Genomic DNA, 15890 nt, shown 5'->3' on the forward strand with positions numbered 1-15890 from the left:
GATCCTCGACCCGCGCACGGGCCGAATCACCGGTGTGCACGCCAAGTTGGGCGGCCCCGGGGTGCGCAGCAAGGACACGACCCCGGTGACCTTCCACGCGCCGCTCGTCGTCGCGGCCGACGGCAACTCCACGCGGCTCTCGCTGAAGATGGGACTGCATCGCAGGGAGGACCGCCCCATGGGCGTCGCGGTGCGCACGTACTTCAACTCGCCCCGGCACGACGACGACTACCTCGAGTCCTGGCTGGAGCTCTGGGACCGCCGCGGCGCGCAGGACAAGCTCCTGCCCGGCTACGGCTGGGTCTTCGGGATGGGCGACGGCACCAGCAACGTCGGGCTCGGCATCCTCAACACCTCGTCGGCGTTCGGGGAGTTGGACTGGCGGGAGATCCTCAAGGCGTGGTGCGCCTCGATGCCGGAGGAGTGGGGCTACACCCCGGAGAACATGACGGGCGCGATCCGCGGCGCCGCGCTCCCCATGGCCTTCAACCGGCAGCCGCACTACACGCGCGGTCTGCTGCTCGTCGGCGACGCGGGTGGGCTCGTCAACCCGTTCAACGGCGAGGGGATCGCGTACGCGCTGGAGTCGGGCGCCATCGCCGCCGAGACGATCGTGCAGGCGCACGGGCGCAGCACCGCCTCGCAGCGCGAACTCGCCCTGCGCTCCTACCCGAAGATCCTCAAGGAGACCTACGGCGGGTACTACAACATCGGCCGCGCCTTCGTGAAGCTGATCGGCAACCCGAAGGTCATGAAGCTCGCCACCGAGCGCGGACTCTCCCACCCGCTGCTGATGCGCTTCACCCTGAAGCTCCTCGCCAACCTCACGGACCCCAGGGGCGGGGACGCGATGGACCGGATCATCAACGGCCTGACGAAGGTCGCGCCCAGGGCGTGAGCCATCGGCCCCGCGCGGACGCCGAGTTCGGGCGCGGGGGCGTTCGGCCGGTGCGCGCTCCCGGCGTGCGGGTGCTGCCGCGCGGGCGGAGGCGCGTGTCGTGGGCGCGCGTCGTGCGTGTGGGCGACTGCGGGGCGCATGCGGGCTGTTCGCGCTGTGGGCCTGCATTGCGCGCTGTGGGCCCGCCTCGCGGGCGTGCGACGTCATGGACAGCGTCCGTATCGGCCGCTGGGCGGCTTCAGCGCGCTTGCGGGCGCGGAGAGCAGCCGGCCCCCGGCACGCTCTCGGGGGCATGAGCGTGGCGGGGGGCCGGAGTTCGGGCGGGCGGTTCGGTCAGAGGACGCGGACCGCGCCGGTCGGCTGGTCGTAGCTGAGGTCGCGCTCGACGACGCCTGTCGAGGAGTTCTGGGCGCCGATGAACTTGCCGTCGCCCACGTAGACGGCGACGTGGTACGCGCTGCCCGAGCCGCCCCAGTAGAGGATGTCGCCCGGCTGCGCGGAGTCGACGGAGACCTGGGTGCCGGTCGACGACTGCTGCTGGGACATCCGCGGGAGGTCGATGCCGACCTGCTTGAACGCGGCCGAGGTGAGCCCGGAGCAGTCGTAGGAGGAGGGACCTGTCCCGCCGGCGACGTACGCCTTGCCGACCTGGGCGCGCAGGAAGCTGAGGACCTCGGCGGCGGAGCCGCTGCCGGTCTCGGTCGAGGGGGACGTGGACTGTCCCGAGTCGGTGGCGGAGCCGAGCGTGGTCCGCTCCGAACCGCGGTCCGCGCGGGCCTGTTCGGCGCGCTCGCGCGCCTCGGCCTTCTTCGCCGCCTCGGCGCGCTTCTTCGCCTCGGCCTTCTGCTTCGTCTCCTTGGCTTCCTTGTGGGCCGCAGCGGCTGCCTTCTCCTGGGCGGCCTGGAGTTCGTACCGCTCGGCAGAGGTCTCCATCGAGTCGACGGCCTGCTGGGTGGAGCTCGCCAGCTCGCCGGTGAGGGCGGGCATCTCGACGGTCTCCGACGCCTTGCCGGCGCCGCCTGCCTGCGACTCGCCGTCCGCGACGGCCGGGGCGGCTGCCGCGGTGAGGGCGATGGTGCCCATGACGCCACCCGTCATGCCCGCGCGGAGTGCCTTCGGCATCTTCCTCTCGCGGGGCTTCCGGTGGCTGGGGATCTGAGCTTTCGGGGACATGGCTGCAATGCCTAGCAGGCGTGAATCCCGGTGCTCAAGAAAGGTGGAATGCGCCACACCCGACGCGTACACGGCCAGTTGGGGCCTCTCGGAGACCGTTCGGCGCGCCAGCGGAACCGTGATCATTGCCCAACTACGCCGCTGTGACCACGTAGTTGCCCGCAATGCCGGAGTCGTACCGATCGACTACCACGGGTCTCGTGGGGCACGCAAAGGTGGCAGTGGCTGACGTGAATCTCGGTGGCTGAGGTCACAGCGCACATCCGAACTCTTCCCCCGAAAAGGGCAACTGGTGCCAACTCGCGGTTACCGGGGCATCAAGGTGCGCTCGATCGCCTCCGTCTGCGCTCCGCCTGCCCGGTTCGCCTCCCTCTATGCGTCTCCGGGGTGGATTGCTCGTCCGACGGTTCCGTGAAGGGACGGCGGGCACCGCGTGAAGGCCGGACGCGGCCCGGAGGTTTGGCCTCCGCGCCGGGGGAACCCGGGGGCTGAGGTGATCCCCATGCCCGAACCCGGCAGCAAGAGCTACGACATCCAGCGGTCCCGCCGCCGCAAGGAGGCGAAGGACGAGTCGGGCGCCTCCGGGCAGGAGGCGAACGAGGAAGCCAAGCAGGACCTCGAGAAGGACCCGCACTGGCGCCCGTCCGGGCCGCGGAACGAACGCGGGAGGGGGCCGAAGGGGGAGCGGGGCTGAGGGGGCTTGCGGTCCGGTGCCACGGCACCGTGAGCTGAAGCGCCGGCTCCGTAGCCCTGTGCGTGAACGGTCCGCACAGTGGCTATCGACGGGCTGTGGCGATCAGCGTCCCCACTTCGCGATTGCCGGGAGGCGGCAGGACTCGCGCGGAGACGTGGGTGAATCCGGCGCGCTTCAGCATGCCCTCCCACGCCTCGGGCGGGTACTGGTAGCGGTGGATCCGAAGCTCCGAGTCGCGGCCCTCCAGCCACTTGCCGCGCATGAGTTGAGGACCGTGGACGTCACCGGGCGCGGCGTGCGCCACGACGAACCGGCCGCCGTCGACGAGGCGGCGGCACACCCGCGGCAGCAGCTCCTCGGGGTCGACGAACCAGGCCGCACCCCAACAGGAGAACGCCGCATCGAACGTCTCCTCGCCGTGGTCGAGCCATGCACACGCGTCGGCCTCGACGAGTGCGAGCCCGGGCAGGTCGACCCACCAGTTGCGGGCCCGTGCGATCTGAACGGGCGAGAAGTCCAGCGCGGTGACCCGCGTCCCTCGCCGTGCGAGATAGGCGGCCTCGGCGGCGGGCCCACAGCCGAGCTCCAGGACGCTCGCCGGGGAACCGAGGAGTTCAGGACCGGGCCCGTGGCCGGGGAACTGGGACCACTGGAACAGGTCGGCGGCGGGGCGTTCGACGCGGCCGGGCTGGTACTTGTCCCAGTACTCGGGCAGGGACATCGGAAGACGGTCGGCGGCGGGCTGCATGGTGACTCCCCGGTGGGTCGGTGGCGAGCCGGAATGTAGCCCCAACCACACCTGCGCCAGGCCGCGTTGGCATGAAATGACCCGGACGTGACCGCTCACGTCCGGGCCGTGTTTCCCCCGGTTCAGCGGATCAGTGGCAGTTCGCCCCCGGATGGCAGGGACCGCACTTGCCGTAGTCGTGCTCCCACAGCGGCCAGTCCACTGCGAACCCGTTGGCGTGGAGGATGCGCGCCGTGCGCTCCACCGAGCCGTCGTGCTTGACGCGCTCACCCTCGCCCGCGCCGAAGCCCTCACCGACCCCTGGGGCTGCCGCCGCCCGCGCGACGGATGTCCTCGACCGCATCCCGCCCGCCCGGCTGCGCTCGACGTCCCGGCAACGCCTGACCGCACTGGATGCCGTGCTCGCCACGGCCTCCGCTTCGGTCGTCGCCGATCTGCGGGAGCGGGTCCGCGCGTTGCCTGCGGCGATCGATCCTCACGGCGGTGGCACTGCGTAAGTCCCGAGCTGAAGTTGGCACCAGGAAGCCCCTGGCACGGCCAGGACTTACCCGTGTCAGGGGCTTCGGATGCCAGGGTCAGACGCCGTCGAAATCGCCGGCCTTGCGCACAGGTTGGTACGAACTCCCGGGTGGGCCGGGCCCGTTCGACCTGCGGTGCGGAGACCGCGTCCAGCACGGCGGACGTTGGGTCACCGTCGTCGACCTCTACTCGCCCGGCAGCAGCGGCCGGGGGCGTGTCCTGCACCTCGACGACGGCCGCCTTCGCCTTCTCCGGCCTGCCGAACGTCTGGCGGTCTCCCGCCGAGCCGTCGGCCGCTGAGACTCCGCTCGGGCCCGGTGCCTCCTTGTCCCGGGTCCGAGCGGGCAGCGCCCGCCCCGCTGCACCGTCAGGACAGCGGGGCGGGGGCCCACCGTCCCGCTGCCCGGGCCGACCCACAGCCGAGCGGCGTCATCGCACGTTTACTCGGGTTCCCCCTTTCAAGCGTCAATTCCCCCCGCACCACCTTGTGTTGACGTTCACGAGTGCACGAAAGTGCGCTCTTCCGGGCGGGGGGTCGCCCGGGTGTGCAGTGATCGAAGGCTCCGGTGTAGCGGCCACTTACCATCCTCTGTTGTCCAGCGCGAATTTGCCTATGCCGACAACTGCTGCTAAGCAAACGGGCTTTGCGCGGCCGTATGCACCGTGGATGATCACCGCAGGTGATCATCCACGGTCTTTGCGTATGAAGATCGTTAAGTGGTTGCTGAACTGAGAACGCGTCAGGTGGTGGAGATCACAAAGGCATTGGCGTACCCCGTGTCGCAGATCACAGAGCACCGGGCTTAGGATGCCTGCGAAGAGGGCTTGTGAACTGCCTCACATAGGAGCGATCTTCTATGCGCGGACGTGCTCAGCGGTCGAAGGGAAGGAGCGGGGAGCGGTGAACGCCTATACGCCAATCCTTGTACTGGGAGCGCTCGGAACGCTTTTCGCGGTCGGCTCCGTGGCGGTGGCCGCGCTCGTCGGGCCGAAGCGGTACAACCGCGCCAAGTTGGAGGCGTACGAGTGCGGGATCGAGCCGACGCCGCAGCCGGAGGGCGGCGGGCGCTTCCCGGTGAAGTACTACCTCACGGCGATGCTCTTCATCATCTTCGACATCGAGATCGTCTTCCTCTATCCGTGGGCCGTCCACTTCGACTCGCTCGGGATGTTCGGGCTCGCGGAGATGCTGGTCTTCGTCGCCCTCATCGGCATCGCCTACGCCTACGACTGGCGCCGGGGCGGCCTGGAATGGGACTAGGGGCAGAACGGGCGCCGAGGGTCGCGGGGCCGCCGGCCTCGGCGCCGCATCCGGAACCGACGCGAGCCGCGGCACCGGCGGCACCGGCGAGAGGGGCGATCTGAATGGGACTCGAAGAGAAACTTCCGAGCGGCTTCCTGCTCGGCACCGTCGAGCAGTTGGCCGGGTGGGCGCGCAAGTCGTCGATGTTCCCGGCGACCTTCGGGCTCGCCTGCTGCGCCATCGAGATGATGACGACCGGTGCGGGCCGCTACGACCTGGCGCGGTTCGGCATGGAGGTCTTCCGCGGCTCCCCGCGGCAGGCCGACCTCATGATCGTCGCGGGACGGGTGAGCCAGAAGATGGCGCCGGTGCTGCGGCAGGTCTACGACCAGATGCCGAACCCCAAGTGGGTCATCTCCATGGGCGTCTGCGCCTCCTCGGGCGGGATGTTCAACAACTACGCCATCGTCCAGGGCGTCGACCACGTCGTCCCCGTCGACATCTACCTCCCCGGCTGCCCGCCCCGGCCGGAGATGCTGATGGACGCGATCCTCAAGCTCCACCAGAAGATTCAGGGCGGCAAGCTCGGCGTGAACCAGCAGGAGGCGGCGCGCGAGGCCGAGGAGGCCGCACGCAACGCGCTGCCGACGATCGAGATGAAGGGGCTGCTGCGATGAGCGCGGCGAGCGGCGAGCCGCGGGAGGACGCCCCCGCCGAGGAGCCGGCCCGGCGGGACGAGGCGGGCGAGGCGATCGCCGTCCGCCGCGGCATGTTCGGCGCCAACAACGGCGGGGACACCACCGGTTACGGCGGCCTCGTACGCACCGTCCGCCTGCCGGGGCCGAGCGAGCGCCCCTACGGCGGTCCGCGAGGGCGCACGGGGCACGGCGAGTTCGACGAGGTGGCCGACGAGTTGGAGGGCGCCCTGGAGGAGCAGGGGCTCGCACCGGCCGAGGTGATCGAGAAGACCGTCGTCGACCGCGGCGAAGTCACCTTCCACATCGCCCGCACGCACCTGCCGGCCGTGGCGCGGACGCTCAGGGACGACCCGGCGCTCCGCTTCGAGCTGTGCACCGGCGTGAGCGGGGTGCACTTCCCCGGGGACGCGGGCCGCGAGCTGCACGCCGTCTACCACCTGCGGTCGCTCACCCACAACCGCCTGATCCGGCTGGAGGTGAGCGCGCCCGACGCCGATCCGCACGTCCCCTCGATCGTCGACGTGTACCCCACCAACGACTGGCACGAGCGGGAGGTCTACGACTTCTTCGGCCTGCTCTTCGACGGCCACCCGGCACTCACCCGGATCATGATGCCGGACGACTGGCAGGGCTTCCCGCAGCGCAAGGACTACCCGCTCGGCGGCATCCCCGTCGAGTACAAGGGCGCCCAGATCCCGGCTCCCGACCAGCGGAGGTCGTACAGCTGATGTCCAACACCCAAGCCACGGCGGGAATCCGCGAGACGACCGAGGGCCCGGTCTACGACGTCACGGGCGGTGACTGGGACCGTATCGCCGAGGAGATCGCCAAGAACGACGACGAGCGCATCATCGTCAACATGGGTCCCCAACACCCGTCCACACACGGGGTGTTGCGGCTGATCCTGGAGATCGACGGCGAGACCGTCACCGAGGCGCGGTGCGGCATCGGGTACCTCCACACCGGTATCGAGAAGAACCTCGAATACCGCACCTGGACCCAGGGCACGACCTTCGTGACGCGGATGGACTACCTCACGCCGTTCTTCAATGAGGCGGCCTACTGCCTCGCCGTCGAGCGGCTCCTCGGCATCGAGGACGACGTCCCCGACCGCGCCAACGTCATCCGCGTACTGATGATGGAGCTCAACCGGCTCTCCTCGCACCTGGTCGCCATCGCCACGGGCGGCATGGAACTCGGCGCCACCACGGTGATGATCTTCGGCTTCCGGGACCGCGAACTCTGCCTCGACCTCTACGAGTTGATCACCGGGCTGCGGATGAACAGCGCCTACATCCGCCCCGGCGGCCTCTCGCAGGACCTGCCGGCCGGGTCGGTCGACGCCGTCCGCGAGTTCGTCAAGAAGATGCGGAAGAACCTCGTCGAGTACGACAAGCTCTGCTCGGGCAACCCCGTCTTCAAGGCCCGCCTGAAGGACATCGGCCACCTCGACCTCTCCGGCTGCATGGCCCTCGGCATCACAGGACCCGTCCTCCGCTCGGCCGGCCTCCCGCACGACCTGCGCAAGGCGCAGCCGTACTGCGGCTACGAGAACTACGACTTCGAGGTCCCGACGACCGACACCGCCGACTCCTACGGGCGCTTCCTGCTGCGCCTCGAGGAGATGCGCGAGTCCCTGCGCATCATCGAGCAGTGCGTCGACCGCCTGGAGCCGGGCCCCGTGATGGTCGGCGACAAGAAGATCGCCTGGCCGGCCCAACTCGCCCTCGGTCCCGACGGCCTGGGCAACTCGCTCGACCACATCAAGAACATCATGGGCACCTCCATGGAGGCGCTCATTCACCATTTCAAGCTGGTCACCGAGGGGTTCAGGGTCCCACCGGGCCAGGCGTACGCGGCGGTCGAGTCGCCCAAGGGCGAGCTGGGCGCACACGTCGTCAGCGACGGCGGCACCCGTCCCTACCGGGTGCACTTCCGCGACCCGTCGTTCACCAACCTGGAGGCCGTGGCCGCGATGTGCGAGGGCGGCATGGTCGCCGACGTCATCGTGGCGGTCGCCTCCGTCGACCCGGTCATGGGAGGCGTCGACCGATGACGGACGCGAGCAAGGAGACCGCACGGGAGGGGGCCGGGGCGGCTCCCAGCCCGGAGCCGCCGATCCTCGGCATCCCGAAGATGCCTCCGCCCGACTACCCGCCCGAGGTGCGCGAGCGCCTCACCGCCGACGCGAAAGAGATCGTCGCGCGCTACCCGGACAGCCGCTCCGCGCTGCTGCCGCTGCTCCACCTCGTGCAGTCCGAGGAGGGCCATGTGACGCGCACGGGGCAGCGGTTCTGCGCCGAGACGCTCGGGCTCACCACGGCCGAGGTGAACGCGGTCGCCACCTTCTACACCATGTACCGCCGCAAGCCGTCGGGCGATTACCAGGTCGGCGTCTGCACCAACACCCTCTGCGCGGTCCTCGGCGGCGACGCCATCTTCGAGCGGCTCCAGGAGCACCTCGGCGTCGGCAACAGCGAGACGACGGAGGACGGCAAGGTCACGCTGGAGCACATCGAGTGCAACGCGGCGTGCGACTACGCGCCGGTCGTGATGGTCAACTGGGAGTTCTTCGACAACCAGACCCCCGACTCGGCGACCGAACTCGTCGACGAACTCCGCGCCGGGAGCCGCGTCGAGCCGACGAGGGGCGCCCCGCTGTGCACCTTCAAGGAGACCGCCCGCATCCTCGCCGGCTTCCCCGACACCCGGGAGGGCGCGGTGGAGGCGTCGGGCGGTGCCGGGCACGCCTCGCTCGCCGGGCTGCGGCTCGCCAAGGGCGAGGCGCCGCCGGCCGGTGAGCGGGTGGTCGCCCCGCGCGACGCAGAGGAGGGGGAGTGATGTCGGTGGAGACCCAAGTCGACGAGACCAGCCCGTCGGGGCTGCTCTCGCCGGTGCTCTCGGCCTTCTGGGACGAGGCCGAGCCCTGGACCATGGCCACCTACCGCAGGCACGGCGGCTACTCCGCCGTCCGCAAGGCCCTGGAGATGGACCCGGACGACCTCATCGCCTACGTCAAGGACGCGGGCCTGCGCGGCCGCGGCGGCGCCGGCTTCCCGACGGGCATGAAGTGGCAGTTCATCCCGCAGGGCGACGACAAGCCGCACTACCTCGTCGTCAACGCCGACGAGTCGGAGCCGGGCACCTGCAAGGACATCCCGCTGCTCTTCGCCAACCCGCACTCGCTCGTCGAGGGCATCGTCATCGCCTGCCACGCGATCCGCTCCTCCCATGCATTCATCTACCTCAGGGGCGAGGCCGTGCCCGTGCTTCGCCGGCTCCACGAGGCGGTGCGCGAGGCGTACCAGGAGGGGTACCTCGGCAAGGACGCGCTCGGCCCCGGCCGCGACCTGGAGCTGACGGTGCACGCGGGCGCCGGCGCGTACATCTGCGGGGAGGAGACGGCGCTCCTCGACTCGCTCGAAGGCCGCAGGGGCCAGCCCAGGCTGCGCCCGCCCTTCCCCGCCGTCGCCGGTCTGTACGCATGCCCCACAGTGGTGAACAACGTCGAGTCGATCGCCTCGGTTCCCGCGCTGATCGAGCGGGGCAAGGAGTGGTTCCGCTCGATGGGGAGCGAGAAGTCCCCCGGCTTCACCCTCTACTCCCTCAGCGGGCACGTCGCCCGCCCGGGCCAGTACGAGGCGCCGCTCGGCATCACCATGCGTCAACTCCTCGACGCCACGGGCGGGATGCGCCCGGGGCACCGGCTGAAGTTCTGGACCCCCGGCGGCTCCTCCACCCCGATGCTCACCGACGAGCACCTCGACACCCCCCTCGACTACGAGGGCGTCGGCGCCGCCGGCTCGATGCTCGGCACCAAGGCGCTCCAGTGCTTCGACGAGACCACCTGCGTGGTGCGCGCCGTCACGCGGTGGACCGAGTTCTACGCGCACGAGTCCTGCGGCAAGTGCACGCCCTGCCGCGAAGGGACTTACTGGCTCGTCCAGTTGCTCCGCGACGTCGAGGCGGGCAAGGCGTCCAGGGACGACCTCGCGAAGATCGAGGACATCGCCGACAACGTCAACGGCAAGTCCTTCTGCGCCCTCGGCGACGGCGCCGCCGCGCCGATCTTCTCCTCGATGAAGTTCTTCCGCGAGGAGTACGAGCAGCACGTGACGGGCGGAGGCTGCCCCTTCGACCCCGCGCACTCCACCGCCTGGGCCGACCGGCCGGGCTCCGCCCACCTGGAGGTGAACGCGTGACCGCGCCCACCGCGCCTGCCTCCACGGGGGGCGGGCAGCCGGAACCGCCGCCGGAGGATCTGGTCACCCTGACCATCGACGGCGCCGAAATCTCCGTGCCCAAGGGCACGTTGGTGATCCGCGCCGCCGAGCAGCTCGGCATCGAGATCCCCCGCTTCTGCGACCATCCGCTCCTCGACCCGGCGGGCGCCTGCCGCCAGTGCATCGTCGAGGTGGAGGGCCAGCGCAAGCCGATGGCCTCGTGCACGATCCAGTGCACGGACGGCATGGTCGTCTCGACGCAGCTCTCCTCGCCCGTCGCGGAGAAGGCGCAGCGCGGCGTGATGGAGCTGCTCCTCATCAACCACCCGCTCGACTGCCCGGTCTGCGACAAGGGCGGGGAGTGCCCGCTCCAGAACCAGGCCATGTCGACGGGGAGCGCCGAGTCCCGGTTCGAGGGGCAGAAGCGGACCTTCGCCAAGCCGGTGCCGATCTCGCCGCAGGTCCTCCTCGACCGTGAGCGGTGCGTGCTCTGCGCCCGCTGCACCCGCTTCTCCCAGCAGATCGCCGGCGACCCGATGATCGAGCTGCTGGAGCGCGGCGCCCTCCAGCAGGTCGGCACGGGCGAGGACGAGCCCCTCGAGTCGTACTTCTCGGGGAACACCATCCAGATCTGCCCGGTGGGCGCCCTCACCTCCAAGGCGTACCGGTTCCGCTCCCGCCCGTTCGACCTCGTCTCCTCGCCCTCGGTCTGCGAGCACTGCGCCGGCGGCTGCGCGACGCGCACCGACCACCGGCGCGGCAAGGTGATGCGCCGCCTCGCCGCCGCCGACTCCGAGGTGAACGAGGAATGGCTCTGCGACAAGGGCCGCTTCGGCTTCCGCTACGCCCAGCAGACGGACCGCCTCGACCACCCGCTGGTCCGCGGCGAGGACGGCGAACTCGCCCGCGCGAGCTGGCCGGAGGCGCTCGCCGCCGCCGCTGCCGGGCTCGCCTCGGCCGGGAGCACGGGCGTCCTCACGGGCGGCCGGCTCACGGTCGAGGACTCCTACGCGTACGCGAAGTTCGCCCGCGTGGCGCTCGGCACCAACGACGTCGACTTCCGCGCCCGCGCGCACTCGGCCGAGGAGACGGCGTTCCTCGCGGCCCGCGTCGCGGGGCGCGGCGTCGACCTCGACGGCGCGGGCGTCACCTACACCGCGCTGGAGCAGGCGCCCGCCGTCCTCCTCGCCGGTCTCGAGGCGGAGGAGGAGGCGCCAGGCGTCTTCCTGCGGCTGCGCAAGGCGCACCGCAAGCACGGTCAACGCACCTTCGCGCTCGCGCCGTTCGCCACCCGCGGCCTGGAGAAGGCCGGCGGCACGCTGCTGCCGGCCGCGCCCGGCACCGAGACGGAGTGGCTCGACGCGCTCGCCGGCGGCGTCGGCCTCGACGCGCTCGGCGAGGAAGCCGCAGCCGCGCTCCGCACCGAGGGTTCGGTGCTGGCGGTCGGCGAGCGGCTCGCCGCCGTGCCCGGCGGGCTGACGGCGGCCGTCCGCGCGTCCGCGGCCATCGGCGCCCGGCTCGTCTGGATTCCGCGCCGCGCCGGCGAGCGGGGCGCGCTGGAGGCCGGTGCCTTCCCCGCGCTGCTGCCCGGCGGGCGCCGGGTCGTCGACGCCGCCGCGCGCGCCGAGGTCGCGCGCGAGTGGGGCGTGGCGCAGCTCCCCGAGCGGCCCGGCAGGTCGGCGGAGGAGATCCTGCGGGCCGCCGCCGAGGGGGAGTTGGGGGCGCTCGTGGTCGGCGGGGTCGGCCTGGAGGACCTGCCCGAGCCCGCGCGGGCGAGGGAGGCGCTCGGCAAGGCGGGCTTCGTCGTCAGCCTGGAGCTGCGGCCCGGCGAGGTGACGGCGCTCGCCGACGTGGTGCTGCCGGTCTCGGCCGTTGCGGAGAAGGCCGGCACCTTCCTCAACTGGGAGGGCAGGGCCCGGATGTTCGAGGCCGCGATCAAGCCCGACCAGGTGACGAGGCGCCATGCCCAGCCCGACGGCCGCGTCCTCCACATGCTCGCGGACGCGCTCGACGTCCACCTCGGGCTCCCCGACGTGGCCACCTCCCGCGCCGAGTTGGACCGCCTCGGCAGCCGCCCGCAGTCCGGCACGGCCGAGGTGCCGCGGGAGAAGGGCGGCAGGGGGCTGCCGCAGCCCGGCGCTGGTGAGGCGGTCCTCTCGGGGCACCGGCTGCTCCTCGACCGCGGCCGCCTCCAGGAGGGCGACGAGGCCCTCGCCGCCACCCGGCACCGCGCGGTCGCCCGGCTCTCCGCGGCGACGGCGGCCGAGGCCGGCGTCGCCGACGGCGAGGAGCTCGCCGTCTCGGGGCCCGCCGGCGAGGTCAGGCTGCCGCTTCAGGTGACGCGGATGCCGGACCGGGTGGTCTGGCTGCCGCTCAACTCCACGGGCGGCGGCGTCGGTTCGGACACCGGAGCACGGCCGGGCGAGCTCGTCACGCTCGGCGTACCGTCCCAGCGCGGCGCGGCCGCCGGGCACGAGGAGGTGGGCGCGTGAACGCCCTCGCACAGGTGCCGTCGGTCGGCCTGCCCCCGGTCGCCCCGTCGGACGCGTCGCTGCTCGCGGCCGAGGACCTCTCGATGTTCGGCAACGACCCGTTCTGGCTGGTCCTGCTGAAGGCGGTCTTCTGCTTCGCCTTCCTGATGGTGACGGTGATCCTCTCCATCGTCATGGAGCGGAAGATCGTCGGCTGGATGCAGTTGCGCGTCGGACCCAACAGGGCCGGGCCCTGGGGCATGCTCCAGTCGCTCGCCGACGCCATCAAGCTGATGCTCAAGGAAGACGTCGTCGTCAAGGGCTCGGACAAGGCCGTCTACATCCTCGCGCCGATCCTCGGCGCGATCCCGGCCTTCATGGCGATCGCGGTGATCCCCTTCGGGCCGCCGGGCAACGAGGTCTCGATCTTCGGCACCCGCACGGCACTTCAGCTCACCGACCTGCCCGTGGCGATCCTCTTCATCCTCGCCACCTCGTCGATCGCCGCGTACGGCGTGGTGCTCGCCGGGTGGTCGTCGGGGTCGACGTACCCGCTCCTCGGCGGGGTCCGCGCGACGGCGCAGATCATCTCCTACGAGATCGCGATGGGGCTGAGCTTCGCCGCCGTCTTCCTGCACTCCGGTTCCATGTCGACGTCGACGATCGTCGGTTCGCAGGCGGACGGCTGGTTCGCGTGGCTGCTGCCGGTGTCGTTCCTCATCTACCTCGTCTCGATGGTCGGTGAGGCGCACCGTGCGCCGTTCGACATGCCGGAGTCCGAGGGCGACCTCGTCGCGGGGTTCCAGACCGAGTACTCCTCGATCAAGTTCGCCTTCTTCATGCTCACCGAGTACATCCACATGGTCACCGTCTCGGCGTTGGCGGTCACTCTCTTCCTCGGCGGCTGGCGGGCTCCGGCGCCGATCTCGACGGTCTGGGAGGGCGCCAACCACGGCTGGTGGCCGATGCTCTGGTTCACGGCCAAGGTCGCGGTGCTCCTCTTCTTCTTCATCTGGATTCGCGGCTCGCTCCCGCGCACCCGCTACGACCAGTTCATGAAGCTCGGTTGGAAGGTCCTCATCCCGATCGCGCTGGTCTGGCTGATGCTCGTCGCCGGGGTGCGCGCGATGCGCAACGAGGGCTGGGAGTACAGCGAGGTCGTCTACTGGGTCGCCGGCACCGCCCTGGTGCTCCTGCTGATCACGTTCGTCGTCGACACCTTCAGGGAGCGCGGCGAGCGGGCGAAGGAAGCCGACGAGGCGGGACGCGCGTCGGAGGAACCCTTCGACCCGATGGCCGGCGGCTTCCCCGTACCACCGCTGCCAGGGCAGCAGTTGCCACCGGTCCCGCGCAGGCCGTCGCGCGCCGACAGGGACCGCGAGCCGGTCCGCGTCGGCGGCGAGGAGCCGTCGGACGGCGAAGCCGAAGAAGCGCCCGCAGAAGGAAAGACGAGCGACGAAAGGGGGAGCGACGGTGCCTGAGAACCCCGTGGCCGGCTTCGGCGTGACCTTCAGGGGCATGTTCAAGAAGCGGCTCACCGAGCAGTACCCGGAGTACAAGAAGCAGACGGCGCCCCGCTTCCACGGCAGGCACCAGCTCAACCGGCACCCCGACGGCCTGGAGAAGTGCATCGGCTGCGAGCTGTGCGCCTGGGCCTGTCCCGCCGACGCCATCTACGTCGAAGGCGCGGACAACACCGAAGAGGAGCGGTACTCGCCGGGTGAGCGGTACGGCCGCGTCTACCAGATCAACTACCTGCGCTGCATCCTGTGCGGGCTCTGCGTCGAGGCGTGCCCCACCCGGGCGCTCACCATGACCAACGAGTACGAACTCGCCGACTCCTCCCGCGAGTCGCTCATCTACACCAAGGAGGAGCTCCTCACGGGCCTCACCGAGGAGATGGTCGACTCGCCGCACGCCATCTACCCGGGCATGACGGAGAAGGACTACTACCGCGGCCTCGTCACCGAGGCGGCGCCCGGCACCGAGCAGCAGGTGGCGTACTCCAAGGGGGCGGAGCCCGCGGGCGACGCCGAAGGGCGGTCGTGATGCAGCTGCTCGCCGAGACGGCGACCTCCACGGGCGAGGCGGTGCAGTTCTGGGTGCTCGGCACGGTCGCGGTGATCGGCGGCCTGTGCACCGTGCTGCTGCGCCGTGCGGTCCACGCGGCGCTCTGCCTCGCCGGCACCATGATCGTCCTGGCGTTGTTCTACCTCGCCAACGGCGCCTACTTCCTCGGCATCGTCCAGATCGTCGTCTACACGGGCGCCGTGATGATGCTCTTCCTCTTCGTGCTGATGCTCGTCGGCGTCAGCGCGGCCGACTCCCTCAAGGAGACGCTCAAGGGCCAGCGGCTCCTCGCCGCCTGCTGCGGCCTCGGGCTCGGCATCCTGCTCGTCGCGGGGATCGGACAGATCTCCGTCGGCGGGTTCACCGGGCTCTCCGAGGCCAACGCGGGCGGCAACGTCCCCGCGATCGCGACGCTCCTCTTCACCCGCTACGTCGTCGCCTTCGAGGTCGTCGGCGCGCTGCTGACGGTCGCCGCCGTCGGCGCGACGCTCCTCTCCCACCGGGAGCGGATCGAGCGCACCAAGACCCAGCGGGAGCAGGCCGAGGAGCGGGTGCGCGGAGGCGTGCAGCTCCCGCCGCTGCCCGCACCCGGCGTCTACGCACGGCACAACGCCGTCGACCGCCCGGCGCTGCTGCCCGACGGCACCCCCGCGGAGCTCAGCGTCAACCCGACGCTGCGGCAGCGCGGGCAGATCCGCGAGGTGGGCCCGGAGGCGCTGGCCTCGCTGGCGGCGCTGGAGCAGCGCACCGCAGACCACCACGGCCGCTCGCGGGAGGAGCGGCCCCGGACCCAAGGCAACCTGCCGGAGGGACACGGGGGTTCGAACCTCGACGAGCAGGAGGCGCCCAAGTGAGCCCGATCAACTACGTCTACCTCGCCGCGCTGCTCTTCACCATCGGCGCAGCCGGGGTCCTGATCCGGCGCAACGCCATCGTGGTGTTCATGTGCATCGAGCTGATGCTCAACGCGTCCAACCTGGCGCTCGTCGCCTTCTCGCGGATGCACGGCAACCTCGACGGCCAGATCATGGCGTTCTTCGTGATGGTCGTCGCCGCGGCGGAGGTGGTCGTCGGCCTGGCGATCATCGTGATGCTCTACCGCGCCCGCCACTCGGCCTCCGTCGACGACGCCAGCCTGATGAAGCTGTAAGGG

17 protein-coding genes are annotated in these 15890 nt (G+C 71.0%); 14 read left to right on the top strand and 3 right to left on the bottom strand.

What is annotated here, in order from left to right; all coding sequences use genetic code 11:
- Positions 1-898: geranylgeranyl reductase family protein (locus UWG_RS0122875; RefSeq protein WP_016909532.1), on the top strand; the 898-nt coding region annotated here is incomplete at its 5' end.
- Positions 899-1231: 333 nt separating this feature from the next.
- Here the strand turns inward: UWG_RS0122875 and UWG_RS0122880 are convergent.
- Positions 1232-2071, bottom strand: coding sequence for a C40 family peptidase (locus tag UWG_RS0122880; protein ID WP_029391700.1), 840 nt, complete (start codon positions 2069-2071; stop codon positions 1232-1234).
- 502 nt (positions 2072-2573) lie between these two features.
- On the opposite strand from UWG_RS0122880, the gene UWG_RS0122885 reads away from it, so the two are divergent.
- Positions 2574-2765 (top strand): hypothetical protein, encoded by a 192-nt coding sequence (locus tag UWG_RS0122885; protein ID WP_016909534.1) that lies wholly within the window; start codon positions 2574-2576, stop codon positions 2763-2765.
- 82 nt (positions 2766-2847) lie between these two features.
- Here the strand turns inward: UWG_RS0122885 and UWG_RS0122890 are convergent, their stop codons facing one another.
- Both UWG_RS0122890 and UWG_RS0122895 read right to left on the bottom strand, forming a co-directional pair.
- Positions 2848-3486: a class I SAM-dependent methyltransferase gene (locus UWG_RS0122890; protein WP_237720239.1), complete on the bottom strand. Its 639-nt coding sequence runs from the start codon at positions 3484-3486 to the stop codon at positions 2848-2850.
- A 157-nt stretch (positions 3487-3643) separates the two neighbouring features.
- Positions 3644-3856 carry a hypothetical protein gene (locus UWG_RS0122895; RefSeq protein WP_016909536.1) on the bottom strand — a complete coding sequence of 71 codons (213 nt, stop codon included), beginning with the start codon at positions 3854-3856 and terminating at the stop codon, positions 3644-3646.
- 257 nt (positions 3857-4113) lie between these two features.
- On the opposite strand from UWG_RS0122895, the gene UWG_RS33825 reads away from it, so the two are divergent.
- The 12 genes from UWG_RS33825 (at position 4114) to nuoK (ending at position 15887) form a co-directional block, all read left to right on the top strand.
- Positions 4114-4332 (top strand): hypothetical protein, encoded by a 219-nt coding sequence (locus UWG_RS33825; RefSeq protein WP_016909537.1) that lies wholly within the window; start codon positions 4114-4116, stop codon positions 4330-4332.
- Positions 4333-4933: 601 nt separating this feature from the next.
- On the top strand, positions 4934-5293 hold the full coding sequence (locus UWG_RS0122905) for an NADH-quinone oxidoreductase subunit A (protein WP_016909538.1): 360 nt from the start codon (positions 4934-4936) through the stop codon (positions 5291-5293).
- A 104-nt stretch (positions 5294-5397) separates the two neighbouring features.
- Positions 5398-5952: a NuoB/complex I 20 kDa subunit family protein gene (locus tag UWG_RS0122910; RefSeq protein WP_016909539.1), complete on the top strand. Its 555-nt coding sequence runs from the start codon at positions 5398-5400 to the stop codon at positions 5950-5952.
- Positions 5949-6701 (top strand): NADH-quinone oxidoreductase subunit C, encoded by a 753-nt coding sequence (locus UWG_RS0122915; RefSeq protein ID WP_016909540.1) that lies wholly within the window; start codon positions 5949-5951, stop codon positions 6699-6701. The genes UWG_RS0122910 and UWG_RS0122915 overlap by 4 nt, the downstream gene beginning before the upstream one ends.
- The gene (locus tag UWG_RS0122920; protein ID WP_016909541.1) at positions 6701-8029 is read left to right on the top strand and encodes an NADH-quinone oxidoreductase subunit D; all 1329 of its coding nucleotides are present in this window, start codon (positions 6701-6703) and stop codon (positions 8027-8029) included. The genes UWG_RS0122915 and UWG_RS0122920 overlap by 1 nt, the downstream gene beginning before the upstream one ends.
- On the top strand, positions 8026-8814 hold the full coding sequence (gene nuoE / locus UWG_RS0122925; protein ID WP_016909542.1) for an NADH-quinone oxidoreductase subunit NuoE: 789 nt from the start codon (positions 8026-8028) through the stop codon (positions 8812-8814). Before UWG_RS0122920 ends, nuoE begins: the two co-directional genes overlap by 4 nt.
- Positions 8814-10175 carry an NADH-quinone oxidoreductase subunit NuoF gene (gene nuoF / locus UWG_RS0122930; RefSeq protein WP_016909543.1) on the top strand — a complete coding sequence of 454 codons (1362 nt, stop codon included), beginning with the start codon at positions 8814-8816 and terminating at the stop codon, positions 10173-10175. The genes nuoE and nuoF overlap by 1 nt, the downstream gene beginning before the upstream one ends.
- Complete coding sequence (locus tag UWG_RS0122935; protein ID WP_016909544.1) at positions 10172-12688, top strand: NADH-quinone oxidoreductase subunit G; 2517 nt, start codon at positions 10172-10174, stop codon at positions 12686-12688. Before nuoF ends, UWG_RS0122935 begins: the two co-directional genes overlap by 4 nt.
- The gene (nuoH, locus tag UWG_RS0122940) at positions 12685-14148 is read left to right on the top strand and encodes an NADH-quinone oxidoreductase subunit NuoH (protein WP_016909545.1); all 1464 of its coding nucleotides are present in this window, start codon (positions 12685-12687) and stop codon (positions 14146-14148) included. Before UWG_RS0122935 ends, nuoH begins: the two co-directional genes overlap by 4 nt.
- Positions 14141-14716, top strand: a complete 576-nt coding sequence (gene nuoI / locus UWG_RS0122945) for an NADH-quinone oxidoreductase subunit NuoI (protein ID WP_016909546.1) — start codon at positions 14141-14143, stop codon at positions 14714-14716. The genes nuoH and nuoI overlap by 8 nt, the downstream gene beginning before the upstream one ends.
- The gene (locus UWG_RS0122950) at positions 14716-15591 is read left to right on the top strand and encodes an NADH-quinone oxidoreductase subunit J (protein ID WP_016909547.1); all 876 of its coding nucleotides are present in this window, start codon (positions 14716-14718) and stop codon (positions 15589-15591) included. The genes nuoI and UWG_RS0122950 overlap by 1 nt, the downstream gene beginning before the upstream one ends.
- Positions 15588-15887 (top strand): NADH-quinone oxidoreductase subunit NuoK, encoded by a 300-nt coding sequence (gene nuoK, locus UWG_RS0122955; protein ID WP_016909548.1) that lies wholly within the window; start codon positions 15588-15590, stop codon positions 15885-15887. Before UWG_RS0122950 ends, nuoK begins: the two co-directional genes overlap by 4 nt.
- Positions 15888-15890 lie beyond the last annotated feature (3 nt).

It is taken from the genome of Streptomyces xiaopingdaonensis (assembly GCF_000262345.1).
GTDB classification, from domain to species: domain Bacteria; phylum Actinomycetota; class Actinomycetes; order Streptomycetales; family Streptomycetaceae; genus Streptomyces; species Streptomyces xiaopingdaonensis.

Bases quoted from the DNA above. Each gene is read 5' to 3' on its own strand.
- UWG_RS0122880 (WP_029391700.1), bottom strand. From the start codon at position 2,071: ATGTCCCCGAAAGCTCAGATCCCCAGCCACCGGAAGCCCCGCGAGAGG.
- UWG_RS0122950 (WP_016909547.1), top strand. From the start codon at position 14,716: ATGCAGCTGCTCGCCGAGACGGCGACCTCCACGGGCGAGGCGGTGCAG.
- UWG_RS0122910 (WP_016909539.1), top strand. From the start codon at position 5,398: ATGGGACTCGAAGAGAAACTTCCGAGCGGCTTCCTGCTCGGCACCGTC.
- UWG_RS0122915 (WP_016909540.1), top strand. From the start codon at position 5,949: ATGAGCGCGGCGAGCGGCGAGCCGCGGGAGGACGCCCCCGCCGAGGAG.
- UWG_RS0122885 (WP_016909534.1), top strand. From the start codon at position 2,574: ATGCCCGAACCCGGCAGCAAGAGCTACGACATCCAGCGGTCCCGCCGC.
- UWG_RS0122890 (WP_237720239.1), bottom strand. From the start codon at position 3,486: ATGTCCCTGCCCGAGTACTGGGACAAGTACCAGCCCGGCCGCGTCGAA.
- UWG_RS0122920 (WP_016909541.1), top strand. From the start codon at position 6,701: ATGTCCAACACCCAAGCCACGGCGGGAATCCGCGAGACGACCGAGGGC.
- UWG_RS0122895 (WP_016909536.1), bottom strand. From the start codon at position 3,856: ATGCGGTCGAGGACATCCGTCGCGCGGGCGGCGGCAGCCCCAGGGGTC.
- nuoF (WP_016909543.1), top strand. From the start codon at position 8,814: ATGTCGGTGGAGACCCAAGTCGACGAGACCAGCCCGTCGGGGCTGCTC.
- nuoE (WP_016909542.1), top strand. From the start codon at position 8,026: ATGACGGACGCGAGCAAGGAGACCGCACGGGAGGGGGCCGGGGCGGCT.